This window comes from Streptomyces sp. NPDC006450 (assembly GCF_040612195.1).
Lineage (GTDB): Bacteria > Actinomycetota > Actinomycetes > Streptomycetales > Streptomycetaceae > Streptomyces.
Window position 1 is genome coordinate 12,672 of sequence record NZ_JBEXPT010000042.1, and the last position, 26,581, is coordinate 39,252.

The 26,581-nt window shown below is 71.5% G+C and carries 30 protein-coding genes; 22 read left to right on the top strand and 8 right to left on the bottom strand.

Translation table 11 applies throughout. From position 1 onward, the window contains the following. Positions 1–43 precede the first annotated feature (43 nt). Positions 44–502 carry a hypothetical protein gene (locus ABZY57_RS15550; RefSeq protein ID WP_356512062.1) on the top strand — a complete coding sequence of 153 codons (459 nt, stop codon included), beginning with the start codon at positions 44–46 and terminating at the stop codon, positions 500–502. Positions 503–513: 11 nt separating this feature from the next. Here the strand turns inward: ABZY57_RS15550 and ABZY57_RS15555 are convergent, their stop codons facing one another. Beyond that, on the bottom strand, positions 514–1,293 hold the full coding sequence (locus ABZY57_RS15555) for a LysR family substrate-binding domain-containing protein (protein WP_356512064.1): 780 nt from the start codon (positions 1,291–1,293) through the stop codon (positions 514–516). A 37-nt stretch (positions 1,294–1,330) separates the two neighbouring features. Between ABZY57_RS15555 and ABZY57_RS15560 the strand changes: the two genes are divergently transcribed. The 9 genes from ABZY57_RS15560 to ABZY57_RS15600 all read left to right on the top strand — a co-directional run bounded on the left by ABZY57_RS15560 (position 1,331) and on the right by ABZY57_RS15600 (position 8,267). Then, complete coding sequence (locus ABZY57_RS15560; protein ID WP_356512066.1) at positions 1,331–1,756, top strand: DUF5997 family protein; 426 nt, start codon at positions 1,331–1,333, stop codon at positions 1,754–1,756. A 123-nt stretch (positions 1,757–1,879) separates the two neighbouring features. After that, the gene (locus ABZY57_RS15565; RefSeq protein ID WP_356512068.1) at positions 1,880–2,323 is read left to right on the top strand and encodes a helix-turn-helix transcriptional regulator; all 444 of its coding nucleotides are present in this window, start codon (positions 1,880–1,882) and stop codon (positions 2,321–2,323) included. Next, positions 2,320–2,736: a VOC family protein gene (locus ABZY57_RS15570; protein ID WP_356512070.1), complete on the top strand. Its 417-nt coding sequence runs from the start codon at positions 2,320–2,322 to the stop codon at positions 2,734–2,736. The genes ABZY57_RS15565 and ABZY57_RS15570 overlap by 4 nt, the downstream gene beginning before the upstream one ends. A 308-nt stretch (positions 2,737–3,044) precedes the next feature. After that, positions 3,045–4,073: an N-acetyl-gamma-glutamyl-phosphate reductase gene (gene argC, locus ABZY57_RS15575; protein WP_356512072.1), complete on the top strand. Its 1,029-nt coding sequence runs from the start codon at positions 3,045–3,047 to the stop codon at positions 4,071–4,073. Next, positions 4,070–5,227, top strand: coding sequence for a bifunctional glutamate N-acetyltransferase/amino-acid acetyltransferase ArgJ (argJ, locus tag ABZY57_RS15580; RefSeq protein WP_356512074.1), 1,158 nt, complete (start codon positions 4,070–4,072; stop codon positions 5,225–5,227). Before argC ends, argJ begins: the two co-directional genes overlap by 4 nt. Continuing rightward, positions 5,224–6,177: an acetylglutamate kinase gene (gene argB / locus ABZY57_RS15585; protein ID WP_356512076.1), complete on the top strand. Its 954-nt coding sequence runs from the start codon at positions 5,224–5,226 to the stop codon at positions 6,175–6,177. Before argJ ends, argB begins: the two co-directional genes overlap by 4 nt. Then, positions 6,174–7,373 (top strand): acetylornithine transaminase, encoded by a 1,200-nt coding sequence (locus tag ABZY57_RS15590; protein WP_356512078.1) that lies wholly within the window; start codon positions 6,174–6,176, stop codon positions 7,371–7,373. The genes argB and ABZY57_RS15590 overlap by 4 nt, the downstream gene beginning before the upstream one ends. Before the next feature lie 22 nt (positions 7,374–7,395). After that, entirely contained in the window at positions 7,396–7,932 is a 537-nt protein-coding gene (locus ABZY57_RS15595; protein ID WP_266910251.1) for an arginine repressor, read from the top strand. 104 nt (positions 7,933–8,036) lie between these two features. Then, positions 8,037–8,267: a hypothetical protein gene (locus ABZY57_RS15600; protein WP_356512081.1), complete on the top strand. Its 231-nt coding sequence runs from the start codon at positions 8,037–8,039 to the stop codon at positions 8,265–8,267. Here ABZY57_RS15600 and ABZY57_RS15605 read toward each other — a convergent pair. The 3 genes from ABZY57_RS15605 to ABZY57_RS15615 are packed head-to-tail and all read right to left on the bottom strand — an operon-like array spanning position 8,254 to position 11,171. After that, the gene (locus ABZY57_RS15605; RefSeq protein ID WP_356512125.1) at positions 8,254–8,922 is read right to left on the bottom strand and encodes a L,D-transpeptidase family protein; all 669 of its coding nucleotides are present in this window, start codon (positions 8,920–8,922) and stop codon (positions 8,254–8,256) included. The genes ABZY57_RS15600 and ABZY57_RS15605 overlap by 14 nt on opposite strands. A gap of 45 nt (positions 8,923–8,967) precedes the next feature. Next, positions 8,968–9,549 carry a pyridoxamine 5'-phosphate oxidase family protein gene (locus ABZY57_RS15610; RefSeq protein ID WP_356512083.1) on the bottom strand — a complete coding sequence of 194 codons (582 nt, stop codon included), beginning with the start codon at positions 9,547–9,549 and terminating at the stop codon, positions 8,968–8,970. Between the two features lie 44 nt (positions 9,550–9,593). Then, positions 9,594–11,171, bottom strand: a complete 1,578-nt coding sequence (locus ABZY57_RS15615) for a HEAT repeat domain-containing protein (protein ID WP_356512085.1) — start codon at positions 11,169–11,171, stop codon at positions 9,594–9,596. Positions 11,172–11,347: 176 nt separating this feature from the next. On the opposite strand from ABZY57_RS15615, the gene ABZY57_RS15620 reads away from it, so the two are divergent. Further along, positions 11,348–12,541 (top strand): argininosuccinate synthase, encoded by a 1,194-nt coding sequence (locus ABZY57_RS15620; RefSeq protein WP_356512087.1) that lies wholly within the window; start codon positions 11,348–11,350, stop codon positions 12,539–12,541. 95 nt (positions 12,542–12,636) lie between these two features. Then, positions 12,637–14,067 carry an argininosuccinate lyase gene (gene argH, locus ABZY57_RS15625; RefSeq protein WP_356512089.1) on the top strand — a complete coding sequence of 477 codons (1,431 nt, stop codon included), beginning with the start codon at positions 12,637–12,639 and terminating at the stop codon, positions 14,065–14,067. A 64-nt stretch (positions 14,068–14,131) separates the two neighbouring features. Here the strand turns inward: argH and ABZY57_RS15630 are convergent, their stop codons facing one another. Then, positions 14,132–14,644: an HAD domain-containing protein gene (locus ABZY57_RS15630; RefSeq protein WP_356512127.1), complete on the bottom strand. Its 513-nt coding sequence runs from the start codon at positions 14,642–14,644 to the stop codon at positions 14,132–14,134. A 94-nt stretch (positions 14,645–14,738) separates the two neighbouring features. Between ABZY57_RS15630 and ABZY57_RS15635 the strand changes: the two genes are divergently transcribed. The 3 genes from ABZY57_RS15635 (at position 14,739) to ABZY57_RS15645 (ending at position 18,390) form a co-directional block, all read left to right on the top strand. Beyond that, on the top strand, positions 14,739–15,290 hold the full coding sequence (locus ABZY57_RS15635; protein WP_356512091.1) for a helix-turn-helix domain-containing protein: 552 nt from the start codon (positions 14,739–14,741) through the stop codon (positions 15,288–15,290). Next, on the top strand, positions 15,287–16,831 hold the full coding sequence (locus tag ABZY57_RS15640; RefSeq protein ID WP_356512093.1) for an MFS transporter: 1,545 nt from the start codon (positions 15,287–15,289) through the stop codon (positions 16,829–16,831). The genes ABZY57_RS15635 and ABZY57_RS15640 overlap by 4 nt, the downstream gene beginning before the upstream one ends. Positions 16,832–16,911: 80 nt before the next feature. Further along, on the top strand, positions 16,912–18,390 hold the full coding sequence (locus ABZY57_RS15645; RefSeq protein ID WP_356512095.1) for a membrane-associated oxidoreductase: 1,479 nt from the start codon (positions 16,912–16,914) through the stop codon (positions 18,388–18,390). A 14-nt stretch (positions 18,391–18,404) separates the two neighbouring features. On the opposite strand, the gene ABZY57_RS15650 is transcribed toward ABZY57_RS15645, so the two are convergent. Beyond that, positions 18,405–19,025, bottom strand: coding sequence for a lysophospholipid acyltransferase family protein (locus tag ABZY57_RS15650; protein ID WP_267756847.1), 621 nt, complete (start codon positions 19,023–19,025; stop codon positions 18,405–18,407). 316 nt (positions 19,026–19,341) lie between these two features. Here ABZY57_RS15650 and ABZY57_RS15655 point away from each other — a divergent pair, with 316 nt between their 5' ends. From ABZY57_RS15655 to ABZY57_RS15665, 3 genes are all read left to right on the top strand, one after another. Further along, positions 19,342–20,529 (top strand): glycerophosphodiester phosphodiesterase, encoded by a 1,188-nt coding sequence (locus ABZY57_RS15655; RefSeq protein WP_356512098.1) that lies wholly within the window; start codon positions 19,342–19,344, stop codon positions 20,527–20,529. Between the two features lie 73 nt (positions 20,530–20,602). Next, complete coding sequence (locus ABZY57_RS15660; RefSeq protein ID WP_356512129.1) at positions 20,603–21,160, top strand: sigma-70 family RNA polymerase sigma factor; 558 nt, start codon at positions 20,603–20,605, stop codon at positions 21,158–21,160. Positions 21,161–21,197: 37 nt separating this feature from the next. Next, a complete protein-coding gene (locus ABZY57_RS15665) occupies positions 21,198–21,704 on the top strand; it encodes a GNAT family N-acetyltransferase (protein ID WP_356512100.1) in 507 nt (168 codons plus the stop codon). Positions 21,705–21,750: 46 nt separating this feature from the next. Here ABZY57_RS15665 and ABZY57_RS15670 read toward each other — a convergent pair whose 3' ends face one another. Continuing rightward, positions 21,751–22,182 carry a hypothetical protein gene (locus ABZY57_RS15670; RefSeq protein WP_356512102.1) on the bottom strand — a complete coding sequence of 144 codons (432 nt, stop codon included), beginning with the start codon at positions 22,180–22,182 and terminating at the stop codon, positions 21,751–21,753. Next, a complete protein-coding gene (locus tag ABZY57_RS15675) occupies positions 22,175–22,543 on the bottom strand; it encodes a hypothetical protein (protein ID WP_356512104.1) in 369 nt (122 codons plus the stop codon). Before ABZY57_RS15675 ends, ABZY57_RS15670 begins: the two co-directional genes overlap by 8 nt. Positions 22,544–22,611: 68 nt before the next feature. Here ABZY57_RS15675 and ABZY57_RS15680 point away from each other — a divergent pair, with 68 nt between their 5' ends. The 4 genes from ABZY57_RS15680 (at position 22,612) to ABZY57_RS15695 (ending at position 26,391) form a co-directional block, all read left to right on the top strand. Beyond that, positions 22,612–23,301 carry an HAD-IA family hydrolase gene (locus ABZY57_RS15680; RefSeq protein ID WP_356512106.1) on the top strand — a complete coding sequence of 230 codons (690 nt, stop codon included), beginning with the start codon at positions 22,612–22,614 and terminating at the stop codon, positions 23,299–23,301. Between the two features lie 374 nt (positions 23,302–23,675). Continuing rightward, positions 23,676–24,761, top strand: coding sequence for an ATP-binding cassette domain-containing protein (locus tag ABZY57_RS15685; protein WP_356512108.1), 1,086 nt, complete (start codon positions 23,676–23,678; stop codon positions 24,759–24,761). Further along, positions 24,758–25,426, top strand: a complete 669-nt coding sequence (locus ABZY57_RS15690; RefSeq protein WP_356512110.1) for a methionine ABC transporter permease — start codon at positions 24,758–24,760, stop codon at positions 25,424–25,426. The genes ABZY57_RS15685 and ABZY57_RS15690 overlap by 4 nt, the downstream gene beginning before the upstream one ends. A gap of 101 nt (positions 25,427–25,527) precedes the next feature. After that, on the top strand, positions 25,528–26,391 hold the full coding sequence (locus tag ABZY57_RS15695; RefSeq protein WP_356512111.1) for a MetQ/NlpA family ABC transporter substrate-binding protein: 864 nt from the start codon (positions 25,528–25,530) through the stop codon (positions 26,389–26,391). Positions 26,392–26,581 lie beyond the last annotated feature (190 nt).

Genomic DNA, 26,581 nt, shown 5'->3' on the forward strand with positions numbered 1-26,581 from the left:
CTTGAACGCGTTCAAGTCGACCGGCCGGGCAGAGGAGGCGGGCATGGCGCAGACCGTGCCGTCCGGCCGGGGCGCGGCGGGCGGCGGTGCCGCGCTGCGCCGGGCGCGAGCCGTGCATCCGTGGCAGCAGCGCATCGCGCTGGCCGCGCTGATCATCCCGGTGCCGCCCGTGGTGGAGATGCTGGGAGCCGGGCTGCCGCCGTTCGTGCTGATCGCCCCGGTCCTCCTGCTCGCGGGGCCGCCGTTCCTGCGTGCGCACCGTGCCTGGTTCGCGACCTCGTGCGCGGCCCTCGCGGTCCTGCTGCTGGGCTGGTCGCTCCTCGGCGTGGCGGCGGGGGCGTGGGTGTTCCTGCCCTCGGCGCTGCTCCTGCTGTGCGCGAACTTCGCCGACCCGCGCGCGCACGCGACCCCGGCGGCGGTCGTCACCTTCGCCGCCGTGGTCATCGCGGTGCTGCCCGCCGTCGCCTCGACGGCGGCCGCCGTCCACCTGCTCGGCGGCTGAGCCGGGCAGGCCTAGCGGCCGCGGGGCTTGCCGCGCTTGCCGGTGGATTTGGCCGTGGCCTTGCCGCCCTTGGCGGCGCCGGAGCGCGGGTTCTTGGCCGCCGGCTTGCCTCCCGACCGGGGGGCGGGCTTCCGCGCCGGCTTCGCCTTCTTCTGCTCGGGCTCGGGCTGCGTACGGCCGCGCCCGCGCGAGCTGTTGACGGTCCGCCCGCGCACGATCCCGATGAACTCCTCGACCAGGTCGGGAGTGACGTCCGCCTCGGGCCACGACAGCGCGACACGCGACTCGGGGGCGTCGGTGAGGGTCCGGTACGTGAGGTCCTTGCGGTGGTGCAGCCGCGCGAGCGACTGGGGCACGACCAGGACTCCGATGCCCGCGGCCACCAGCTCGATCGCGTCGGCCGTGGTCTCCGGTCGCTGGAGCGCGGCCTTGCCCGGCAGCTGCTCCCACTCGAGGGTGTCGTCCAGCGGGTGGAGCACGATGTCGTCGGCCAGCTCCGCGACGGACAGCTCCTCGGCCGCGGCCATGAGGTGGTCCTTCGGGATCACGACGACCGTGGTCTCGGTGTAGAGAGGGATCGCGCTGAGGTCCGTACGGTCGATCGGCAGCCGGACGAACCCGGCGTCGGCGCCGCCGCCGCGCAGCAGGTCGGGGGCCTCGGCCGGACCGACCTGGACGAGGGTCAGCGGAACGTCGGGCAGTCGCTCCTTCCAGATCCGGACCCACTTCGTGGGAGTCACCCCGGGGACGTATGCGAGCTGGAACGACGGGGGTGTCCGGGAGTCTGTCACCCGGCCAGATTACCGGCCGTGGTCGGAGGTGGCGCACATGCTCGATACCCTTGACCCCATGACGTCGCACCAGACCACCCAGACCATGAAGCCCGCTACTGCGGCGAAGAAGCTGGGTGTGTACCTCGAGGCCACCCCCGCAGAGTTCCAGGAGGGTGTCGTCTCGCGCACCGAGCTGACCGCCCTCCAGGCAGATCCGCCCCAGTGGCTGCAGGACCTCCGCAGCAACGGCCCGCACCCCCGTCCGGTGGTCGCGGCGAAGCTCGGCATCTCCATCTCCGGTCTGGCGCGCGGCGGTGTCACCGAGGCGCTCACCACGGAGCAGATCGAGGCCCTGAAGCAGGAGATGCCGGAGTGGCTCGCGAAGGAGCGCGCCACCCAGGCCGACGTCCGCAAGGAGACCGTCCGCATCAAGCAGATGCAGGCGGAGAAGGCCGGGAAGGCCGGGAAGGCCGAGAAGTAGGAGCCGGGGGAGCAGCCGGGAGTCCGGCGCGTTCCAGGCCCGGAGTTCCCGGCCCCGGAGACCCCGGCGGTGAGGCCCCTCGGCCTCCCGTCGGCCCGCACCGGCCGTGAGATGCTGGTACGCGTGATGATCGAGGACCTGGTGCGGCTGCGGCGCGCCCGGGACGTGATGGACCGCGACTACGCCGAGCCGCTGGACGTCCCGGCACTGGCGGGCGTCGCCCTCATGTCGCCCGGGCACTTCTCCCGCAGCTTCCGGGCAGCCTTCGGGGAGACCCCCTACAGCTATCTGATGACCCGCCGCGTCGAGCGGGCGAAGGCACTGCTGCGCCGGGGCGACCTGAGCGTGACCGAGGTCTGCTTCGCGGTCGGATGCACCTCACTGGGGTCGTTCAGCTCCCGCTTCACGGAGCTCGTCGGCGCGACGCCCAGCGCCTACCGGGCCCGCCGGCACGAGGACGGCGCCGCCATCCCGGCGTGTGTCGCCAAGGCCTTCACCCGGCCCGTTCGGAGCTCCGCCGGCAGCGGGAGCGGGATCCACGGCCGCGTCGTAGCGTTCGAAGCATGACCATCAAGCTCTCGCAGTGCTTCATCGCCGTGGACGACCACGACAAGGCCCTCGCCTTCTACCGCGACGCCCTCGGGATGGAAGTCCGCAACGACGTCGCGTTCGAGGGGATGCGGTGGGTGACCGTCGGCTCGCCCGAGCAGCCCGACGTGGAGATCGTCCTCGAACCTCCGCTCGCCGACCCCGGCGCCTCACCGGCCGACCGGCAGGCGATGGCGGAACTGCTGGCCAAGGGCCGGCTCCGCGGGGTGATCTTCTCCACGGACGACGTGGACGCCACCTTCGAGCGCATCCGGGCCGCCGGCGCCGAGGTGCTCCAGGAGCCCGTCGACCAGCCGTACGGGGTCCGCGACTGCGCCTTCCGCGATCCGGCCGGCAACATGCTCCGCTTCAACCAGCCCCGAACCCGCTGACCCCGAAACCGCCGTCCCCGGAACCTCGGCTCCGGAACCCGCCGTCCCCGTAGCGGGGCCTCACCCCCCATGGCCCCGATCACGGCCACGGCCGTGAAGGCCTGGCCCGTCGCCGCGCGCTCGGTTGACCGTGCCGACGGCCTCGGTCATGTCCCCCACCTGCTGTTACCCCCCGATATGTGCCCGGGGAACCCAACCCGTGATCATCGGGCGGGCGAGGGAGTGACACTGGGGGAGTAAGGCCCGATGACTGCTTTGCATAAACGTGCGGTCGTACGTATAGTCATGCCATCGAGGAGGAGGGTCCGATGGTGGTACGTGTAGCGGTGGCCGGTGCGAGTGGATACGCGGGCGGGGAAGTGCTGCGCCTGCTGCTGGCCCACCCCGAGGTCGAGATCGGCGCGCTGACCGCGAACTCCAACGCCGGGCAGCCGCTCGGCGCCCTCCAGCCGCACCTGGTGCCGCTGGCCGGACGCATTCTGGAGCCGACCACGCCCGAGGTGCTCTCCGGACATGATGTCGTCTTCCTGGCCCTTCCGCACGGCCAGTCCGCCGCCGTGGCCGCCCAGCTCGGCGAGGAGGTCCTCGTCGTCGACATGGGCGCCGACCACCGGCTCCAGGACTCCGCCGACTGGGACAGGTTCTACGGCGCTCCGCACGCCGGGACCTGGCCCTACGGCCTCCCCGAGCTGCCCGGCGCCCGCGTCGCCCTGGCCGGCTCCAAGCGCATCGCCGTCCCCGGCTGCTACCCCACCGCCGTCTCGCTCGCGCTGTTCCCGGCCTACGCCGCCCAGCTCGCCGAGCCCGAGGCCGTGATCGTCGCCGCCTCCGGCACCTCCGGCGCCGGCAAGGCCCTGAAGCCCAACCTGCTGGGCTCCGAGGTCATGGGCTCCATGAGCCCGTACGGGGTCGGCGGCGGCCACCGCCACACGCCCGAGATGGTGCAGAACCTCAGTCCCCTGGCCGGGCAGCGGGTCTCCGTCTCCTTCACGCCCACGCTGGCGCCGATGCCCCGCGGCATCCTGGCCACCTGCTCCGCCAAGGCCCTGCCGGGCACCACGGCCGACGCGGTCCGCGCCGCGTACGAGAAGGCGTACGCCGACGAGCCCTTCGTGCACCTGCTTCCCGAGGGCCAGTGGCCGGCGACGGCCTCGGTCTACGGTTCCAACGCCGTCCAGATCCAGGTCGCGTACGACGCGGCCGCGCAGCGGATCATCGCCATCAGCGCCATCGACAACCTCACCAAGGGCACCGCCGGCGGCGCCGTCCAGAGCATGAACATCGCCCTGGGGCTCCACGAGAGCCTGGGTCTTTCCACGATCGGAGTCGCACCGTGAGCGTCACGGCAGCACAGGGGTTCACGGCGGCGGGCATCGCCGCCGGGATCAAGGCGAACGGCAATCCCGACCTGGCCCTCGTGGTCAACAACGGGCCGCGCCTGGCCGCGGCGGGCGTCTTCACCTCCAACCGGGTCAAGGCCGCGCCCGTCCACTGGTCCGAGCAGGTCCTGCGCGGCGCCACCGTCAGCGCGGTGGTCCTCAACTCCGGCGGCGCCAACGCGTGCACCGGCCCCAAGGGCTTCCAGGACACCCACGCCACCGCCGAAAAGGTCGCCGAGGCCCTGGGCGGCGAGGTCAACGCCGGTGAGGTCGCCGTGGCGTCCACCGGCCTGATCGGCGTCCTGCTCCCCATGGACAAGCTGCTCCCCGGCGTCGAGACCGCGGTCGCCGCGCTCTCCGCCGACGGCGGCGAGGCCGCCGCGATCGCCATCAAGACCACCGACACCGTGCACAAGACGGCCACCGCCTCCCAGGACGGCTGGACCGTCGGCGGCATGGCCAAGGGCGCGGGCATGCTCGCCCCGGGCCTGGCCACCATGCTCGTCGTCCTCACCACCGACGCCGACGCGGACAGCGCCACCCTCGACAAGGCGCTGCGCGCCGCGACCCGCACCACCTTCGACCGGGTCGACTCCGACGGGTGCATGTCCACCAACGACACGGTGCTGCTGCTCGCCTCCGGCGCGTCCGGCCAGGTGCCGGCGTACGAGGCGTTGGCGGAGGCCGTACGCACGGTCTGCGACGACCTGGCCCGCCAGCTCATCGGCGACGCCGAGGGCGCCAGCAAGGACATCCGCATCGAGGTCATCGGCGCGGCCACCGAGGAGGACGCGGTCGAGGTCGGCCGGTCCATCGCCCGGAACAACCTGCTCAAGTGCGCCATCCACGGCGAGGACCCGAACTGGGGTCGCGTCCTGTCCGCGATCGGCACCACGCAGGCCGCCTTCGACCCGGACCGCCTGAACGTCGCCATCAACGACGTCTGGGTCTGCAAGAACGGCTCGGTCGGCGAGGACCGCGACCTGGTGAGCATGAAAGACCGGGAGGTCCGCATCACCGCCGATCTGTCCAACGGGTCCGAGTCCGCGGTCATCTGGGCCAACGACCTGACGGCCGAGTACGTCCACGAGAACAGCGCGTACTCCTCATGAGCACCGCACGCAGGCACACCGCGCTGCCCAAGGCCGAGATCCTCATCGAGGCCCTGCCCTGGCTGACCCGGCACAACGGCAAGATCGTCGTCATCAAGTTCGGCGGCAACGCCATGATCGACGAGGACCTGAAGGCCGCCTTCGCCCAGGACGTCGTCTTCCTGCGCCAGGCCGGCCTGAAGCCCGTCGTCGTGCACGGCGGCGGGCCGCAGATCAACGCCCAGCTCGACAAGCAGGGCCTGGTCAGCGAGTTCAAGGCGGGTCTGCGCGTGACCACGCCCGAGGCGATGGACGTCGTACGGATGGTCCTGGCCGGGCAGGTCCAGCGCGAGCTGGTCGGACTGCTCAACCAGCACGGGCCGCTGGCCGTCGGAATGACCGGCGAGGACGCCCACACGATCACCGCCACCAAGCACACCCCCGAGATCGACGGCGAGAGCGTCGACATCGGGCGGGTCGGCGAGATCACCGCCATCGACACCGGCGCGATCGAAGCGCTGCTGGCCGACGGCCGGATCCCGGTCATCTCCTCCATCGCGCGCAGCGCCGACGACCACCACGTGTACAACGTGAACGCCGACACGGCCGCCGCGGCGCTCGCGGCCGCGCTCGGCGCCGAGACGCTGATGGTCCTCACCGACGTGGAGGGGCTCTACGCGGACTGGCCCAACAGCGACGAGGTCATCAGCCGGCTCACCGTCAGCCAGCTGGAGAAGCTGCTGCCCGAGCTGTCCAGCGGCATGGTCCCGAAGATGGAGGGCTGCCTGCACGCCGTGCGCAACGGGGTGACCACCGCCCGCGTGATCGACGGGCGGGTCCAGCACTCGATCCTGCTGGAGATCTTCACGGACGAGGGAATCGGCACGATGGTCGTGCTCGACGGCCCGGGACTCGAAACACAGGCAGTCGGAACACAGGCAGTCGAAACACAGGGAGGGGACCCCGCATGACCGGCAACCAGGAGTTCGCCGCCCGCTGGCAGGGCGCGCTGACCAACAATTACGGCACCCCGGCGCTGGCCCTCGTGCGCGGCGCCGGCGCCCAGGTCTGGGACGCGGACGGCAAGCAGTACACCGACTTCGTCGGCGGCATCGCGGTCAACGCCCTCGGCCACGCCCACCCGGCCATCGTCACCGCGGTCACCGAGCAGATCTCCACCCTGGGCCACGTCTCCAACCTCTACGCCTCCGAGCCGGTCCTCGCGCTCGGCGAGCGGCTGCTCCAGCTCTTCGGCCGTCCCGGCAAGGTTTTCTTCTGCAACTCCGGCGCCGAGGCCGTCGAGGCCGCCTTCAAGATCGGCCGGCTGACCGGGCGGACCCATATGGTCGCCACCGACGGCGGCTTCCACGGCCGCACCATGGGCGCCCTGGCACTCACCGGCCAGCCCAAGAAGCAGGACCCGTTCCTGCCGCTGCCCGGAGACGTCACGCACGTTCCCTACGGCGATGTGGAGGCCCTGCGGGCCGCCGTCACCGAAGAGACCGCACTCGTGATCATCGAGCCCATCCAGGGCGAGAACGGCGTGGTCGTTCCCCCGGCCGGATACCTGACGGCCGCCCGCGAGATCACCCGGGCCACCGGCACCCTGCTCGTCCTCGACGAGGTGCAGACCGGCATCGGGCGCTGCGGCCAGTGGTTCGAGCACCAGGCCCACGAGGGCGTGGAGCCCGATGTCGTCACACTCGCGAAGGGTCTCGGCGGCGGTCTGCCGATCGGCGCCGTCGCCGCCTTCGGACCCGTGGCCGATCTGCTCCAGCCCGGCCAGCACGGCACCACCTTCGGCGGCAACCCGATCGCGTGCGCCGCCGGCCTCGCGGTGATCGACACCATCGCCGCCGACGGGCTCCTCGACCAGGTCAAGGAGCGCGGCGAGCGGTTGCGGGCCGGAATCGAAGGATTCGCACACCCGCTCGTCTCGCACGTCCGCGGCGCGGGCCTTCTGCTGGGTATCGTGCTGACCGAGCCGCTCGCACCGCAGGTGCAGCGCGCGGCTCAGGACGCCGGCTTCCTGGTCAACGCGCCCGCCCCCGACGTCGTACGGCTCATGCCTCCGTACGTGCTCTCCGAGGCCGAGGTGGACGCGTTCCTCCAGGCCCTGCCCGGTGTGCTGGACGCAGCGAAGTCCGCCGCGGACGTGGACGGATGATCAATCGGGGAATGGGACGACGATGAGTCAGGCGCAGGAACACGAGCAGAACGGCCAGTCCGTCCCGCAGACCCGCACCGCCCGCCACCGCCGGATCGTGGACATCCTCAACCGGCAGCCGGTCCGCTCCCAGAGCCAGCTGGCCAAGCTGCTCGCCGACGACGGGCTGAGCGTCACCCAGGCGACGCTCAGCCGCGACCTCGACGAGCTCGGCGCGGTGAAGATCCGCAACACCGGCGGAGAGCTGATCTACGCGGTCCCCAGCGAGGGCGGTTTCCGCACCCCGCAGGCACCGCTCGGCGAGTCGGCGAAGGAGGAGCGCATGCGGCGCCTCTCCGGCGAACTGCTGATCTCGGCGGAGGCCTCCGCGAACCTCGTGGTCCTGCGCACCCCGCCGGGTGCGGCCCAGTTCCTCGCGTCCGCGATCGACCAGGCCGAACTCCAGGCCATCCTCGGCACCATCGCGGGCGACGACACCCTGATGCTGATCAGCCGCGACCCGGCGGGCGGCCAGGCCCTCGCCGACCACCTGCTGAGGCTGGCCCAGAAGGAGAGCTGAACCACCGCTCCTGTGCCACGTCACGGGCGCCGGGAATCCCCTCCCGGGTCCGGCGCCGCCCGGGCGAAGGAGGGCGGTTGCGGGACTGCTGCGGTTGCGTGGGCGTGGTCGTGCTGGTGATCTGCTGGCTCGCCGCGGCCGAGCTGCTGGTGCTGTCCCGCCCGCACGGAGTCCTGGAATGGGCCACCGCCGCGATGACCGGCCTGGGCCTGGGGCTGCTCTGGTACGAGAACGGGAACGGTCCTGCCGGAGAGACCGAAGGCGGCCCCGCGCCCGGCCGCCGGGGCGACGACGGCCCCGACGGCAGGCCCGGCCCGCGCCCTAGTAGCGGGTGACGGCGAGCCGGCCCTCCCGCGTGCCGATCGCGATGTGCGGCTGCCTGCGCGGGTCCGCCCAGCGCAGGATCGCGCGCATGGCGCCCTCCGGTACCGAGACGCAGCCGGCCGTGGCGCCCTTGCCGTCGACGTGCAGGAAGATGCCCGCGCCGCGGCCCCGTACGGGGCGTGCGTAGTTGAAGGCGATGACCAGCGCGTGCGCGTACTGCCGCTCGTACGAGACCAGGTGCTCCGCCTCGCCCGGTGCGCAGTCGGCGGGCAGCGGTTCCACCCAGCGGTTGTAGCTGTCCGAGGCGTTGTCCTGGCACCACCAGGAGTCCGGGGTCACCCGCCGGTAGGAGTAGTCCGTTCCGGCCGGCGCGCGCTCGATTCCGAACGCGAAGGGGAGCGCGTACAGGCCGGCCGGCGTGGTGTTCGTGCCCTGGGTGCGGTGCGCGCCCTCGGTCAGGCCGTTCGCGCCGAAGCGGGCGGGCGCGCTGCCCACCCTGTACCAGCGCCCCGCCCGCCGGTCCCACCAGGTCAGGAGACCGGTGGTGGAGTCGGCGGCCGGGGCGACGGCCATGATCAGCTGGCTGCCGCCGCCGGTGTCGGCGAGCCGGGCGGGCATCGGTGGATCGCCGTGAAGGCCCTGGGGCGGCGGGCCGGTGACGATCAGTGAGGCGAGGGCGAGGGCGAGGGCGACAGCGGTACGCGGCACACGTCAGACGGTACGGGGCGGAAGGGGCAGAGGCAGCGCAGGCAGGCCGTCCACGCTCACCCCGATGAAGTCCTTCTTCTCGCAGTACGCGGCGAACTCCTCGTCCGTCTTGCGGCCGAAGTACTCCGCGTGGAGGGTGCGCTCGCCCTGGTACTCCATCAAGGGCACGGCGTACCCGCAGACGTCCCCGATCCGGCGGGCCTTGACGAGGATGACCGCGCGCGCCGAGGGCCCGTCGGCGTCCCCGAACAGGGCTATGAGCTCACCCCAGCGGGGGTCGTCGCGGAAGACGGCCTCGCCGTCGCCGTGGATGCGGACGATGTTCGGCGGGCCGCTGAACGCGCACCACATCAGCGTGATGCGGCCGTTCTCCCGGACGTGGGCGATGGTCTCGGCGCCGCTGCCGCCGAAGTCCAGGTAGGCGAGCGTCTGCTCATCGATGACGACGAGGGTTCCGGCGCGCCCCTTGGGGGACAGGTTGACGTGACCGTCGCCCGCGAGCGGGGCGGTGGCCGTGAAGAAGATCGGCTGCTCCTCGATGAACTTGCGCAAACGGCCGTCAATACGTTCGTAGAGCTTTCCCATGACCGGATTATCACCTCAGCGGTCAACGGCCCGGTCAGGGGGTATCAGCCGTCGAGTTCGAGGCGGGAGCGGCGTAGCAGCAGGTCGCGGAAGTGGAACAGGTGCTCCGACCGGGCGAGCAGCTCGGCCAGTTCGGGCCGTTCCGCCTCTCCGGAGCGCCAGGTGAAGCGCCAGTCCCAGCCGAGGACGAGGGACCGGGCCGTCGCGCGCAGCAGGGGATCGGGGTCCTTCGACAGGAGCACGGCGGCCCGCAGGGCGTGGATCCCGCCCCGCGCGCGCAGCAACCGGAAGGCGGCCCGGCGTACGTGCAGGGGCCGTTCGGGCTCGATGCGCTCGGCGAGGTGGTGGTGGTCGAGGCGCTCCACCACCTGGAGCAGGCTCAGCGAGGTCTCGCGGGCCACCGACGCCGAAGGGTCGTCCAGCAGCGGGAGCAGGACCGCGTCGTCGGTGGCGTCGTCCAGCCGGCGCAACCCGGCCACGGCGGCGGCCCGCACCGCGGGGGAGGTGTGGCCGAGCAGGGAGCGCAGCACCGGCGCGTCCACGTGCGCCGCGCATTCGGAGAAGCCGGTCACCGCGTACGGGGAGACGTGCCCGGAGGCCGTGATCAGCGCGAAATAGTCCCCGGCCGGGTCACCTCCGGCCTGCGAGACGAGCCAGCGCGCGCAGGCCCGTACGAGACCGGAGCGGTCGGTGAGGTACCGCTCGGCCTCGAACGCCCGCCCGGCCCCGCGCAGGGCGGTGACCCCGGCGGCCCGGACCATCGGGCCCCGGGCGGCGAGCAGGGTGTCGATCGCCGCGTCGTCCGGCCCGTCGGCGGCCGTGATCCGCAGCGCGGCATCGGTCCACAGCCGCGCCGCGACCGGGTCCGGCTCCTCGGCGGCCCGCCGCGCGAGCTCCCGTACGCCGGTCCCCCCGGCCTCGATGATCAGCCGGGCGGCGAACCGCCGGGTCGGGCGGTCCCCCCTGCGGCTCAGCCGCTCCAGGGCGTCGGCCCGCTGGGCGGGGGTCAGTGAGTTCCAGCTCCACGTGGTCGAGGGCCGGCCGGGGCGCCACCAGGCGGCGAGAAGGGAGTACCGGCCGGTCAGGGCGGCCTCCAACTGCTCCACCGCCCAGGCCCCGTGCTCGCGCCGGCCCAGTCGCAGGACGAGCGGGGCGATCTGGACCAGCGCGTCGACGGGGTGCCGGGCCACGATCCGGCCGAGCACCCGCCGGGCGCGCCCGCGTACCGGCGGCGCCCAGTCGGCGCACCGGATCAGGACGAGCTCCAGCGGCGGGTGCAGGGCCGCGGCCCGGTCGAGCGCGCGCCGGTAGCGCGCCCGCAACGGCGGGAACCAGGACACGAAGGTGAGCAGGACGAAGTCGAGGGGCGGGGGCGGCGACGCGCGCAGGGCGGACGCGCGGACCCGCCCGTCGGGGTCGCAGAGCCGGGCTTCGACCCGCCTGCCGCGGAGCGGCTCGTACGCGCGGCGGCCGATGCGGCGGACCTCCTCGTCGAAGGCCGTCCAGGCCTCGGGACCGTTCCAGGCGAGCACTTGGGTGACCGGGGCGGGGTCCCGCCCCGCCAGCAGGTCCACCGCGGCGCCCCGCCCGGTCGATACGTCGCGCCGTACACCGGCTCCCATCGCACCCTCCCCGAGTCCTCGGCCGATGGTAGGCGGCCGGATGCGGCCCGGTCCTCCGATATACGTGCTGGTCAGTGGCCACCGCCGGATCCGATTGACGAATCATGCAGAGCAGTGCATAGTTATGCCTACCGCTGCTGATGTACACGGCGGACGCACCGTGTAAGGAGGAACCCGTGGCCGAGCGCGTCGTACTCGCCTATTCAGGCGGTCTGGACACCTCCGTCGCCATCGGCTGGATCGCCGAGGAGACGGGCGCCGAGGTCATCGCCGTCGCGGTGGACGTCGGCCAGGGCGGCGAGGACCTGGACGTCATCCGCAAGCGGGCGCTCGCCTGCGGTGCGGTCGAGGCCGAGGTCGCCGACGCCAGGGACGAGTTCGCCGACGAGTACTGCCTCCCGGCGATCAAGGCGAACGCCCTCTACATGGACCGCTACCCGCTGGTCTCCGCCCTGTCGCGGCCGGCCATCGTCAAGCACCTCGTGGCCGCGGCCCGCAAGCACGGCGCGACGACCGTCGCCCACGGCTGCACCGGCAAGGGCAACGACCAGGTCCGCTTCGAGGCCGGCATCGCCGCCCTCGGCCCCGACCTGCGGTGCATCGCCCCGGTCCGCGACTACGCGATGACCCGCGACAAGGCCATCGCCTTCGCCGAGAAGGCGGACCTGCCGATCGCGACCACCAAGAAGTCCCCGTACTCCATCGACCAGAACGTCTTCGGGCGCGCCGTCGAGACGGGCTTCCTGGAAGACATCTGGAACGCGCCGATCGAGGACATCTACGAGTACACCGCGGACCCGGCCCTCCCGCGCGAGGCCGACGAGGTCGTCATCTCCTTCAAGGAGGGCGTTCCGGTCGCCATCGACGGCAAGCCCGTCACCGTGCTCCAGGCCGTCCAGCAGCTCAACGAGCGCGCCGGGGCCCAGGGCATCGGCCGGATCGACATCGTCGAGGACCGGCTCGTGGGCATCAAGTCCCGCGAGGTGTACGAGGCGCCGGGCGCGATCGCGCTGATCACCGCCCACCAGGAGCTGGAGAACGTCACCGTCGAGCGCGAACTGGCCCGCTACAAGCGGCAGGTCGAGCAGCGCTGGGGCGAGATGGTCTACGACGGCCTGTGGTTCTCCCCGCTCAAGCGGGCGCTGGACGGTTTCATCAACGAGGCCAACCAGCACGTCAGCGGCGACATCCGGATGACCCTGCACGGCGGCCGCGCGGTCGTCACCGGCCGGAAGTCCGACGAGTCGCTGTACGACTTCAACCTCGCGACCTACGACTCGGGCGACACCTTCGACCAGTCGAAGGCCCAGGGCTTCATCGAGATCTTCGGCCTGTCCTCGAAGATCGCGGCCCGCCGCGACCTCGCCTGATCCGACCCCGTAGTACGAACTGCCTCCCCGTTACCTCCGCGGCGGGGAGGCGGTTGCACATCCAAAGCCATGCACGTTCTTGAGGAGCAGTAGCTGTGAGCAGCAACAACGGTGGTGACGTCCGGCTCTGGGGCGCTCGGTTCGCCGACGGTCCCGCCGAGGCCCTCGCGAAGCTGTCCGCGTCGGTCCACTTCGACTGGCGCCTGGCCCCGTACGACATCGCGGGCTCCAAGGCCCACGCCCGCGTGCTGGCCAAGGCGGGCCTGCTCACGGCCGACGAGCTCGGCCGGATGATCGCCGGCCTGGACCAGCTCGCGATCGACGTGGAGAACGGCTCCTTCACCGGCACCATCGCCGACGAGGACGTCCACACCGCGCTGGAGCGCGGCCTCCTGGAGCGGCTCGGGGCCGACCTCGGAGGCAAGCTGCGCGCCGGCCGGTCGCGCAACGACCAGATCGCCACCCTCTTCCGCATGTACCTGCGCGACCACGCCCGGATCATCGGCGGCCTCGTCGCCGACCTCCAGGACGCGCTCGTCGGCCTCGCCGAGGCGCACGCCGACGTGGCCATGCCCGGCCGGACGCACCTCCAGCACGCGCAGCCGGTGCTCTTCGCCCACCACGTACTGGCCCACGTGCAGGCCCTGTCCCGGGACGCCGAGCGGCTGCGCCAGTGGGACACCCGGACCGCGGTGTCCCCGTACGGCTCGGGCGCCCTGGCGGGCTCCTCGCTCGGCCTGGACCCGGAGGCGGTCGCCGCCGACCTGGGCTTCGAGCGGGGCTCGGTCGGCAACTCCATCGACGGCACGGCCTCGCGCGACTTCGTCGCCGAGTTCGCCTTCGTCACCGCGATGATCGGGATCAACCTGTCGCGGATCGCGGAGGAGATCATCATCTGGAACACGAAGGAGTTCTCCTTCGTCACCCTGCACGACGCCTTCTCCACCGGGTCGTCGATCATGCCGCAGAAGAAGAACCCGGACATCGCCGAGCTGGCGCGCGGCAAGTCGGGCCGCCTCATCGGCAACCTGACGGGCCTGCTCGCCACCCTCAAGGCCCTTCCCCTGGCCTACAACCGGGACCTCCAGGAGGACAAGGAGCCGGTCTTCGACTCCTGCGACACCCTCGAGGTCCTGCTGCCGGCCTTCACCGGGATGATGGCGACCCTCACGATCAACCGGGAGCGGATGGAGGAGCTGGCCCCGGCCGGCTTCTCGCTCGCCACCGACATCGCGGAGTGGCTGGTCAAGCAGGGCGTGCCCTTCCGGGTGGCGCACGAGGTGGCCGGCAGCTGCGTCAAGGAGTGCGAGGGGCTCGGCATCGAGCTCGACGAGCTGACGGACGAGCAGTTCGCGAAGATCTCCGAGCACCTGACGCCGGAGGTCCGTACGGTCCTCAACGTCAAGGGCGCGCTGGCCTCCCGCGACGGACGCGGCGGCACCGCCCCGTCGGCGGTCGCGATCCAGCTCACGGAGCTGAAGGCCGACCTGGTCATCCAGCACGCCTGGGCCGCCCACAAGCAGTAACCGCCGTGCCCGCAGGGGCGGTCGGAGCCTTCGGGCCCCGGCCGCCCCTGCGGTGCTCTCACCGTCATTGCGCCGCCCAGTCCGCCAGCGCGTCGAAGTCGGCCCGGACCAGCCCGATCCGCTCGTCGATCCGCAGCAGCAGCGCGTGCGCGGGGTGGTTCTGCTCCACGTAAGCGCGGTCCATGTCCGTGATGTCGTCGTCGATCCAGGCGAAGGGCCGCTCGCCCGCGTACTCCACGATGTACTGGGTCTTCCAGAACGTCCCGCGCGGTGCGCGCCCGTGCATCTGCGGCCAGTTGATCCAGGGGAGCTCCGGCAGGCCCAGGTGCGGGCCTATCCACTCGTTCGCCTCGTCCTTCCAGGTCGTCGCCCAGACCAGCTCGTACGCGTCCCCGAGCGCGAGCAGCTCCGCTCCGTGGCCGGGGTTCAGCCAGACCCGCAGCGGCTTCGCACTCTCCGCCCCGGTCCAGCCCGTCGGGCGCATCCGGTGGGTGCGGTAGCCCTCGGGGCGACGTTGGGGCTTGGCTCCGTAGGGGTTCAGCGGGCCGTCCACGTCGATCAGGAGCAAGGGTTTGATGGTCGCCATTCCGGAAGGATTCCTCTCGTCGCCCTGAGGGGCAGCCCATTTATTCAATGAGACATCAACGTCTCATTCGGGTTATGCTTGTCTCATGGCCATGGATCGTGATCAGGTGCTCCGCGCCGCCGCCGCGCTGCTCTCCCGCAAGTCGACCGCCACGATGGACGAGGTCGCGAAGGCCGCCGGCATCGGCCGCGCGACCCTCCACCGGCACTTCGCCGGGCGTGACGCCCTCGTACGGGCGCTCGAAGAGCTCGGGATCCGGGAGTTCGAGGTGGCCTTCGACAACGCCCGCCTCGGCGAGGGCACGGCGATCGACGCGCTCCGCAGGCTCGTCGCCGAAGCGGAGCCCAACGCCGAACTGCTGGCCTTCCTCGTCACCGAGAACCAGCTCTTCGAGGGAGACCAGGTCAACGAGGGCTGGGCCCGCCTCGACGCCCGCGTCGGCGACCTCTTCCGGCGCGGCCAGCGCGAGGGCGACATCCGGATCGATCTGAGCACCGCCTGGCTCACCGAGGCCCTCTACGGGCTCATCGGCACCTGCGCCTGGGCCGTCATGGACGGCCGGGTCGCGGCCAAGGACTTCCAGTACATGATCATCGAGCTGCTGCTCGGTGGCGCACGACGGAGTGTGGAGAAATGAGCCGTACCGAACAGCTGACCCGGACCAAGGGGGCGGAGGCCCGCAGCCCCGGGCGCTGGCTCGCGCTCTCCGTGCTCGTCCTGGCCGTCCTGCTGGTCGCCGTCGACGCCACCGTACTCGGTCTCGCCACGCCCGCCCTCAGTGAGGACCTGAAGCCCTCGGGCACCCAGCTCCTGTGGATCGGCGACATCTACTCCTTCGTCATCGCCGGCCTGCTCGTCTCCATGGGCTCCCTCGGCGACCGGATCGGCCGCAAGAAGCTCCTCCTCGTCGGCGCGACCGCCTTCGGCGCCGTCTCGGTCCTCAACGCCTACGCCACCAGCCCCGAGATGATGATCATCGCCCGGGCCCTGCTCGGCGTGGCCGGTGCGACCCTGATGCCGTCCACCCTCGCGCTGATCCGCAACATCTTCCACGACCCCAAGGAGCGCAGCCTCGCCATCGGCATCTGGGGCGCCACCGCCTCGGCCGGCGCGGCCGTCGGCCCCGTGGTCGGCGGAGCCCTGCTCCAGCACTTCTGGTGGGGCTCGGTCTTCCTCATCAACCTCCCCGTGATGATCGTCCTGGTCATCGTCGGCATCAAGCTGCTGCCCGAGTCCAAGAACCCGGTCGCCGGCCCCTGGGACCTGTTCAGCGTCGGCCTCTCCCTCGTCGGCATCATCGGCGTGGTCTACGCCGTCAAGCAGGTCGCCACCCACGGCATGGGCTGGGAGGTGTGGGCGGCCGCCGTCATCGGAGCGGGCGCGCTCCACACCTTCGTACGCCGCCAGTTCACGCTGCCGGCCCCGCTGCTCGACATGCGGCTGTTCAAGCACCGCGGGTTCTCCGGCGCCGTCCTCGCCGACCTGCTCACCGTCTTCGGCCTGTCCGGACTGGTCTTCTTCCTCTCCCAGTTCCTCCAGCTCGTCCAGGGCCGCGACCCGCTCGAAGCGGGCCTCGCCGAGCTGCCCGCAGCCATCGGCGCCGTGGCCACCGGCCTGGTCGCGGGCAGGTACGCCCGCAGGTACGGGGTACGGGCCATGGTGACCGGAGGCCTCGCCGCCATCGGCATCGCGCTGGCCGCGCTGACCGTGATCCACAAGGAGACCGGCTACCCGCTGCTCGGCGCGGCCCTGCTCGTCGTCGGCCTCGGCGCCGGATTCTCCTTCACCGTCACCGCCGACGTGATCCTCTCCAGCGTGCCCAAGGAACAGGCCGGTTCCGCCTCGGCCGTCTCCGAGACCGCCTACGAACTGGGCGCCGCCCTCGGCATCGCCCTGCTCGGCTCGGTCGTCACCGGCGTCTACCAGGGCTTCACCGCCCCGGCCTCCGTCAGCGGCCCCGTCGCCGACGCCGCCCACGAGTCCCTCGGCGGCGCCGTCGAAGCGGCCAAGTCGCTGGACCCGCAGACCGCCCAGCAGATGGTCGGCGCCGCCCAGGAGGCCTTCGTCGACGGCCTGCGGCTGGCCTCCGGCGTGGGCGCGGCCGTCCTGCTGGCCACCGCCGCGGCCGCCTGGTTCCTGCTCAAGGGCCAGGAGCTCCAGGACGGCATCGAGCACTGACGCCGCCCTGACGTCCTGCCAGGGGCGGCCGTCCCGGACGGAGTTGACAGTACGCGGAGCCGCGGGACACCATCCCGGCGATGGAGATCAACGACCTGACCCCGGCGGAGCGCCGCGTATGGGACGCCTTCCCCCGCGGGGAAGGCGTCGATTTCCGGGAGGACCGCAGGGAGGAGGCCACCGACGGCGCCTCGTGGGGACCCGACCGGACCGTACGGGCCGACTTCCTCGCCTTCCTGCTGCTACGGGGGGCGGCCCCGCTCGACGGGCAGGTCCCCGGGCTGAACGTCCGGGGCGCCCGGATCACCGGCAAGCTCAACCTCAAGTACGCCGACATCGACCACGCGATCCGGTTGCGGGCCTGCTGGTTCGAGCGCAAACCCCTCCTGTACGGGGCCCGGTTGAGGATCGTGTCGCTGAGCGACTCGGCCCTGCCCGGCCTGACCGCCTCCACCGTCAGCGTCGACATCGCGCTCACGCTGTCCTGCTGCCGCATCACCGGGCCGGTACGCCTCGCGGGTGCCCGGATAGCGGGCGGACTCTTCCTCCAGAAGGCGGTCATCGGCACGGCGGGCCCGGCCGAGGAGGGCCAGGAGGCGGCGCTCCAGTTCAACCACGCCGACATCGGAACCGACGTCATCGCCATGGAACTCACCGTCCACGGACAGACCCGCATCAACGGTGCGACCGTCGGCGGCCAGATCAACTTCGACGACGCCCGGCTCCTCGCCCCCGGCGGGACCGCCCTGCACGCCGAGATCCTGGGCGTCGGCACGGACCTGCGCGCCATGCGGCTGGAGGCCCGCGGCCGGGTCAACCTCAGCGGCTCCCGGATACCGGGCCAGCTCAACCTCGCCTACGCCCGCCTCATCAACCCCGGCGGGGTCGCACTGCGCGCCTCCAGCTGTGCCGCCGGCGAGGTGTGGCTGCGCAACTGCCCGACCGTCCAGGGCGGCATGAACCTGCGCCGTTCCCAGTTCGACCTGCTCCACATCACGCCCGAGACCTGGCCCCGGCAGATCCGCATCGCGGGACTCACCTACCGCGCCCTCAGTCCGCACGTTCCCGCCGGGCAGCGACTGCCCGTTCTGGAGCGCGAGGAATCCGGCTACCTTCCGCACGCGTACGAACAGCTCGCCATGTCCTACCGGACGGCGGGCGACGAGGCGGGTGCACGGACCGTCCTGCTCGCCAAACTCCGGCGGCACCGCCGCACCCTGCCCCGGGTCGCCAGGTTCTGGGGGTTGCTCCAGGACGCCACCGTGGGCTACGGATTCAGGCCGCTGCGCGCCGCGGGCTGGCTGCTGGCGCTGCTGATCACGGGGACGGTCGCCTACGGACTCCACCCGCCCCGCGAGCTGAAGCCGGGGGAGGCGCCGGAGTTCAACCCGGCCTTCTACACGATCGACCTGATGCTGCCGATCATCGGCTTCGGGCAGGAGGCGCCCTTCGCGCCGGACGGCTGGTACCAGTGGCTGTCCTACCTGCTGATCGTGACCGGCTGGGTCCTCGCCACGACGACCGCGGCGGGCGTCAGCCGGTCACTGCAACGCCAGTAGGGGAGCCGCTCGAACTACGCGGCCTTGGCCTTGGTCGCGTACATGTCCACGTACTCCTGGCCGGAGAGCCGCATGACCTCGGCCATCACCGAGTCGGTGACGGCGCGCAGCACGTAGCGGTCGCGGTCCATGCCCTCGTACCGGGAGAACTCCATCGGCTCGCCGAACCGGACGGTGACCCGGCCCGGGCGCGGCATTCCGGCGCCGCCGGGCTGCAGCTTGTCGGTGCCGATCATCGCGAAGGGGACGACGGGCGCGCCGGTCATCAGGGTGAGACGGGCGATGCCGGTGCGGCCCCGGTAGAGGCGGCCGTCGGGGGAGCGGGTGCCCTCGGGGTAGATGCCGAAGATCTTGCCCTCTTCGAGGATCCGGCGGCCGGTCATCAGGGCGGCGACTCCGCCGTTGGCCCCGTCGCGGTCCACGGGGATCATGCCGGCGCCGGTGAAGAACCAGGCCATGGCCCGGCCCTTGATGCCCTTGCCGGTCACGTACTCGTCCTTGCCGATGAAGTGGACCGTGCGGTCGCACACCAGCGGCAGGATCATCGAGTCGATGAAGGTGAGGTGGTTGCCCGCCAGGATCACCGGCCCGGTGCCCGGAATGTTCTCGATGCCCTCGACGCGAGTGCGGAACATCAGGCGCATGACAGGTCCGACAGTGGCTTTGATCAGGCGCGTACGGAACAACGTGGGCCCTCCGGCATCGAAAAGCAAGGTTCTCGCACCCACCACACGCGGCGGTAGTGCAGGTGAGGACGATACTCGCGGGTCCGCTCTGATCGCACATCGGGTTCACGAGGTGGATACGCAGTGTTGACACACGTTTGCGCCATGTTCCGCCCGCACACCCCCGCCCGCCATCGACGCTTGCCTACCATCGGCACGCGGATTCGGGCCGCAGGCCCCGGAGATCCCGGGACGCCCGGCCCTTGTCCGATGGGGAGTGGCACGCATGACACAGGGTGGGGCAGCGCGGCGCACGGTACTGGGTGCGGCCGTCGTCGCGGCGGGTGGAGCCTTCGGAGGACTCGTGGCCGGCGGCGGTTCGGCCGCGGCGGCGGGGAGCGGCCACGGGGGAGGCGCGGGAGGCGGCCGGGGCGGCGGCTTCCGGGACCTGCCGGTGCCCACGGTCATCGGGCACCGGGGGGCCAGCGGCTACCGTCCCGAGCACACGCTCGGGTCCTATCAGCTCGCGCTCGACCTCGGCGCCGACGTCGTCGAACAGGACCTCGTGCCCACCAGGGACGGCCACCTGGTGTGCCGCCACGAGAACGAGATCGGCGGCACGACGGACGTCGCCGACCACCCCGGGTTCGCCTCCCGGAAGACGACCAAGACGGTCGACGGGGTCGCGGTCACGGGCTGGTTCACCGAGGACTTCACCCTCGCCGAGCTGAAGACCCTGCGCGCGAAGGAACGCATCCCCGCCGTCCGCCAGCGCAACACCCTCTACGACGGCCGCTGGGACGTCCCCACCTTCGAAGAGGTGCTCCGCTGGGCCGACCGCGAGGGCCGGCGGCGCGGGAAGCGCGTATGGCTCCACGTGGAGACCAAGCACCCCAGCTACTTCCGCGGCCTGGGCCTCGGCCTGGAGGAGCCCCTCGCCAAGCTGCTGCGCCGGTACGGGCGCGACGGCCGGGGCGCCCCGGTCTTCCTCCAGTCCTTCGAACCCTCCAGCATCCAGCGGCTCTCCCGGCTGGTCTCCAGCCCGCGCGTGGTGCTCCTCTCGCCGGCGGGCACCCGCCCGTGGGACTTCGAGCTGGCCAAGGATCCGCGGACGGTCGCCGATCTGGTCAGGCCCGAGGGCCTGCGGTGGATCGCCGGCTTCGCCCAGGGCATCGGGCCGACCATGGACCTGATCCTGCCGCGCGACGCCTCCGGCAAGCTCGGCGCCCCGACCACCCTGGTCGCGGACGCCCACGCGCAGGGGCTGATCCTGCACCCCTACACCGCGCGGAACGAGAACACCTTCCTGCCGGCCGACTACCGCAAGGGCACCGACCCGACGGCCTACGGGGACGCCTTCGCCGCCTTCAAGACCTACTTCGAACAGGGCATCGACGGCATCTTCACCGACCACCCCGACACCGGACTGCTCGCGGCGGAGGGCTTCCGCCCGGGCCGCGGCGTCAACGCCTGACCCGGGCTTCTCGTACGAGTGGGCCGTGCCCGGCGGGGAAACCGCCCGGCACGGCCTTCGCGTCCCGCCCGGCATGGACCTGCTGAAGGCTGAACTCCCCGACCTGTACGAAACGCTCCGCCCGCTGCTCTCGGCCGAGGCGGCCGCCGAGACCGCGGGCACCGGGGTGGACGCCGCCGACCTGGAACAAGCCGTCTGGGTCAGGCTGCTGGAGCGCCGCCGCTTCCCCGCCGAACCGGCCGACTGGCTGCGCCGGGCGGTGCGCGGGGAGGCCCGCCGCGCGCGGCGCCGGGCCCGGCGCGAAGTCCCGTACGGGCACCGCCAGAACGCGGTGCAGGGCGGCCCCGGCGCGAGGACCCGTACCAGTGCGGGCGCGGAACCGGAAGACGCCCTCATGCACGGCGAGCAGAACCGGGCCCTTCGATCGGCGGTCGCCCGATTGCCCGGACGGTGTCCGGAGCTCATGAGGGCACTTCTTTCGCCCAGGGACCTCACCTACCGTGAAATCGCAGGAGAGTTGGGTATCTCACAAGGAAGTTTGGGGCCCGTCCGTTCCCGATGCCTGGGATGTCTGCGCAGAATGCTGGCCGTAGAGGTTGCGGCTCCCGCCCTGCGGGGAATGGAGCGGTAGACCAACAGGCCACCAGGTGAGCGGGAGGCATGCGCACATGGGCATGAGCGTGACGATTTCGGCGGCAGGCGCCGAGGATGCCGAGCAGATCATCAAGCTGCAGTATCTGGCGTTCCAGAGCGAGGCCGAGCTGTACGGCAACTACCGCATCCAGCCGCTCACCCAGTCCCTGGACTCCCTCAAGGCCGAGCTGGCCTCGGACACCGTCCTGGTGGCCCGGCTCGGCGAGGAGATCGTCGGAGCCGTGCGCGGCACCGTCGACGAAGAGGGCACCGGCAAGATCGCCAAGCTCTGCGTGCACCCCCGGCTCCAGGGCCACGGCCTCGGCGCCCGGCTGCTGCACGCCGTCGAGGCGGTGCTGTCCGGCAACGACGCGACCACCCGCTTCCGGCTGCACACCGGCCACAAGAGCGAGTCGAACCTGCGGCTCTACCGCAAGGCCGGCTACACCCAGGTCGGCGGGCGCACCGCGTCCGACGGCGTCCGCCTGGTGATCCTGGAGAAGGAGGCCAAGGAGGCCACCGACTTCGCGGTCAGCGCCTGATCCGACGGCAGTGAGCGCCGAGCCCTGAGCCCTGAGCGCTCAGGGCTCAGCGCTTCGCGCGCAGCCAGAGCATCCCGGTGATCGGCAGGATCACCGGGATGAACAGGTAGCCCATCCCGAAGTCCGACCACACGGTCGCGTCGGGGAAGGCCTCGGGCCGTGCCAGGGTCCAGGTGCCCACGACGAGTACGCCGGCCAGCTCGGCGGCGCAGCAGATCCGCGCCGCCTTGCGGGCCGTCTCCCCGCCGCGCACCAGCGAGTACGTGATGAAGGCGTAGACCAGGGCGGCTCCGGCCGACAGCGAGTACGCGAGCGGCGCCCGGTCGAACTCGGTGGAGATCTGGTAGATCGAGCGCGAGACCGCGCCGACGGTGATCACTCCGTAGAACCAGACCAGCAGCACCCCCGGCCCGGTGACCAGGCGCCCCCGCCCGGGCGGGGTGGCCGCAGCCGTGGCGTCCGTGTCGGTATCAGGCACCGGTGTTTCCCCAGATGTCGTAGAGCCGTACTTCGAGCACGGCGAGGACGACCGCTCCCGCGGCCACCGTCACCGAACCCCATTTGGTCCGCTCGCTCAGCGAGAGGAACCCCGCCGCCGGTATGGCCGCGAAGGCACCCACCAGATAGGACACGAAGAGCACCGTGCCCTGACCGGGCTCCTCGCCCCGGGCGAGCTGGACCAGTCCGACCACCAGCTGCGCGAGGACCAGTACGGTCACCACGGCCATGCCGATGAAGTGCCAGTCCTTGGTCGGCTGGTCGCGCCATGCGGCGAAACCGCACCAGGCGGCGAGAGCGAGTGCGGCCACGCCGATGGCGACCGTCAGGGCGTCGAGCATGCAGCGAGGGTATTACGGGCCGAAAGACCCGATGCGCTCACCCCTGCCCGGGGGCTTTCCTTGAAGACATGAAGCTGCTGCACGGGAAGCTCGGTCCGCAATTCGACGCGCTGCTGTTCGACAACGACGGCACGCTCATCTCCTCCATGGAGTCGGTGCACCGCTGCTGGACCCGCTGGGCCGGGGAGTACGGGATCACCGAGGAGGCCTTCGCCGCGGTGGAACTCCACGGCCGCCCGGCCGCGGAGATCATCGCCGACCTCCTGCCCGAGGCCGAACGGGCCGGGGCGCTCGCCCGGATCGAGGTCCTGGAGACCGAGGACGTGGCGGGCGGCGTGGTCCTGCTCCCCGGCGCCAAGGAACTGCTCTCCGCCCTTCCCGCCGGCCGCTGGGCCGTGGTCACCTCCGCGACCCGCCCGCTGGCCGAGGCCCGGCTGCGGGAGGTCGGCATCGCCGCCTGGGGGGAGGGGGGCCCGGAGATGGTGGCCGCCGACGACATCACCCGCGGCAAGCCCGACCCGGAGCCCTTCCTGCTGGCGGCCGCCCGGCTCGGCGTGGACCCGGCCCGCTGCGCTGTCTTCGAGGACGCCCCCGCCGGCCTGGCCGCGGGCCGTGCCGCGGGGATGACCACCGTGGCCTTGACCACAACGCACCCGGCCGCCGAACTCGACGCGGACGTCGTCGTACGGGACCTCTCGGCCGTGTCCGTGCTGGTCGGAGCCGATGGCGTGGCGATCGAGACGGACGATCGGCCCTGACCGGTGTCGTCCGGTATGCGGCCGAAATCTGTCCGCTATTCGGACGCCTTTGATCGGTGACGGGGAACGTCTGGTTTACTGGGCCCATGACCACGACGAGCAGCCGCACCCTTGCGACCGAGGCGACGATGACGCCCGGTGCTCGTTGTATGTGTCGAATGCGCGCCTTCTGAGGGCCCCTGTCCCAGGTCTCACGCCCCGAAGCGAGACCGGCCGAGCCGCTCCCGGCACCCCCGTGTGAACCCGGACCGCTCCTGCCCCGCGCATGCGCCGAAGCCGTCGATTTCCGATGGTTCGCCCCGTATCGCGTCCCCAGATGTTTGCCCCGTGCCCGGCACCCGCTGCGCCGTGCACTCGACAGCGACGGAAATCCTGTGATCACCACAACGGGCCTCACGAAGGTCTACCAGTCCCGTGGCCGCGAGGTCACCGCCCTGGACGGCGTCGACCTGCACGTCCGCCAGGGCGAGGTCTACGGAGTCATCGGCCAGAGCGGCGCCGGAAAGTCCTCCCTGATCCGCTGCGTGAACCTGCTGGAGCGCCCCACCACCGGCACCGTGACCGTCGACGGGATCGACCTCACCGCCCTCGCCGGGCGCGGCCGGCGCGCCGGCAAGGAGCTCCGCGAGGCCCGCAGCCGCATCGGCATGGTCTTCCAGCACTTCAACCTGCTGTCCTCGCGCACCGTGCAGGGCAACATCGAACTGCCCCTGGAGATCCTCGGGGTCTCCGGCCGCGAGCGCTCCCGCAAGGCCGCCGAACTGCTCGACCTCGTCGGTCTCGCCGACAAGGCCAAGTCCTACCCCGGTCAGCTCTCCGGCGGCCAGAAGCAGCGCGTCGGCATCGCCCGCGCCCTGGCCGGCGACCCCAAGGTGCTGCTGTCCGACGAGGCCACCAGCGCCCTGGACCCCGAGACCACCCGCCAGATCCTCCAACTGCTGCGCGACCTCAACCGCCAGCTGGGCCTGACCGTCCTGCTCATCACGCACGAGATGGACGTGGTCAAGTCCGTCTGCGATTCGGCCGCCCTCATGCGGCAGGGCCGGATCGTCGAGGCCGGCAGGGTCACCGAGCTGCTGGCCACCCCCGGCTCCGAGCTCGCCCACGAACTGTTCCCGCTGACCGGGTCCGCGACCACCGCCGAGCACACGGTCATCGACGTCACCTTCCACGGCGAGACCGCGACCCAGCCGGTCATCTCCCAGCTGGCCCGGACCTACAACATCGACATATCGATCCTCGGCGCCGCGATGGACACCGTCGCAGGCCGGCAGATCGGCCGCATGCGCATCGAACTGCCCGGCCGCTACGAGGACAACGTCGTGCCCGTCGGCTTCCTGCGCGAGCAGGGCCTGCAGGTGGACGTCGTGGATGCGGATGCCGATGAGGGCATCGACGGCGAAGTCGAGGCCGACGTCGACGGCGAACTCGCCGAGCTGGTCAAGGAGGGCGCGAAGTGACCTGGTCCGAAATGCAGCCGCTGCTCACGCAGGGCACCTTCGACACCCTCTACATGGTGTTGTGGTCCGCCCTCGTGACCATCCTGGGCGGACTGCCCATCGGCATCCTGCTCGTCCTCACCGACAAGGGCGGCCTGCTCCAGAACCGCGCGGTCAACAAGGTCCTCGGCGTGATCGTGAACACGGGCCGCTCGCTGCCGTTCATCATCCTGCTGATCTTCCTGATCCCGGTCACCACGGCGATCGTCGGCACCTTCATCGGCCCCACCGCCATGATCGTCCCGCTCGCCATCGGCGCCGTCCCCTTCTTCGCCCGGCTCGTCGAGACCGCCGTCCGCGAGGTGGACCACGGCCTGATCGAAGCCGTCGAGTCCATGGGCGGCGGCATCCCGACCCTGGTCGGCAAGGTGCTCCTCCCGCAGGCGCTGCCCTCGCTGATCGCGGCCGTCACCACCACCGTGATCACGCTGATCGGCTACTCGGCCATGGCCGGCGCGGTCGGCGGCGAAGGCCTCGGCTCCAAGGCCATCACGTACGGCTTCCAGCGCTTCGAGACCGGCTTCATGATCGCCACCGTCGTCGTGCTGATCGTGCTCGTCACGCTGATCCAGCTCATCGGCGACGGCGTGGTACGCCTCCTCGCGCGGCGCGGTCGGACAGCCTGAACCGGGCTCGAGCCGGACGACCACCAACTTTTCCCCTGAAAGCCCGCACTTGTCGTGCTTGGGCCGTCATCCACCAGCAAGACGCAAGAAAGGCACTCTTCGTGCGCAAGAACATCAAGCTCACCGCCCTCGCCGCCACCGCCGCCGCGCTCACCCTCTCCCTGAGCGCCTGCGGCAGCTCCTCGGACCCGTCCTCCACCAAGGCCGACGGCGGCAAGACCGATGAGAGCAAGGCCCTGGTCGTCGCGGCGTCCCCGACCCCGCACGCCGACATCCTGAAGTTCGTGCAGGACAACCTGGCGGCCAAGGCCGGCCTCAAGCTGGAGGTGAAGGAGTTCACGGACTACGTCCTGCCGAACACCGCCACCCAGCAGGGCCAGGTCGACGCCAACTACTTCCAGCACGTGCCGTACCTCGACGACTTCAACAAGAAGAACGGCACCGACATCGTGCCCGTCGTGAACGTGCACCTGGAGCCCCTGGGCCTCTACTCCAAGAAGGTCAAGGCACTCACGGACATCAAGGCCGGCCAGACCATCGCCGTCCCCAACGACCCCACCAACGAGGGCCGCGCGCTCCAGCTGCTCGCCGCGAACAACCTCATCACCCTCAAGGAGGGTGTCGGCACCAGCGCCAAGCTGTCGGACATCACCGACAAGAAGGGCCTGGAGTTCAAGGAGCTGGAGGCCGCCACGGTCCCGCGCGCCCTGAACGACGTGGACGCCGCCGTCATCAACGGCAACTACGCCATCGAGGCCAAGCTCGTCCCGGCCAAGGACGCGCTCGTCCTGGAGAAGGCCGAGGGCAACCCGTACGCCAACATCCTCGCGGTCAAGAAGGGCAACGAGAACGACCCGCGGATCCAGAAGCTCGCCAAGCTCCTGAACTCCGACGAGGTCAAGAAGTTCATCGACGACACGTACGAGGGCTCGGTCATCCCGGCCTTCGGCAAGCCGGCCTCCTAGTTCCGGCCGGCGGCACCGGACCGGCCCGATCCGGCCGGCCCGTCCGCCGATGCGTCCGGCCCCGTACGCCACACCGGCGTACGGGGCCGGACGGCTGCCCGCTTCCGGGCAGCCCGGCCCTGCACATCACCAGGCCGATGCTGCATGCTGTGGCCTACGACCCGCGGCTGCGGACCGTATACCCCGTGTA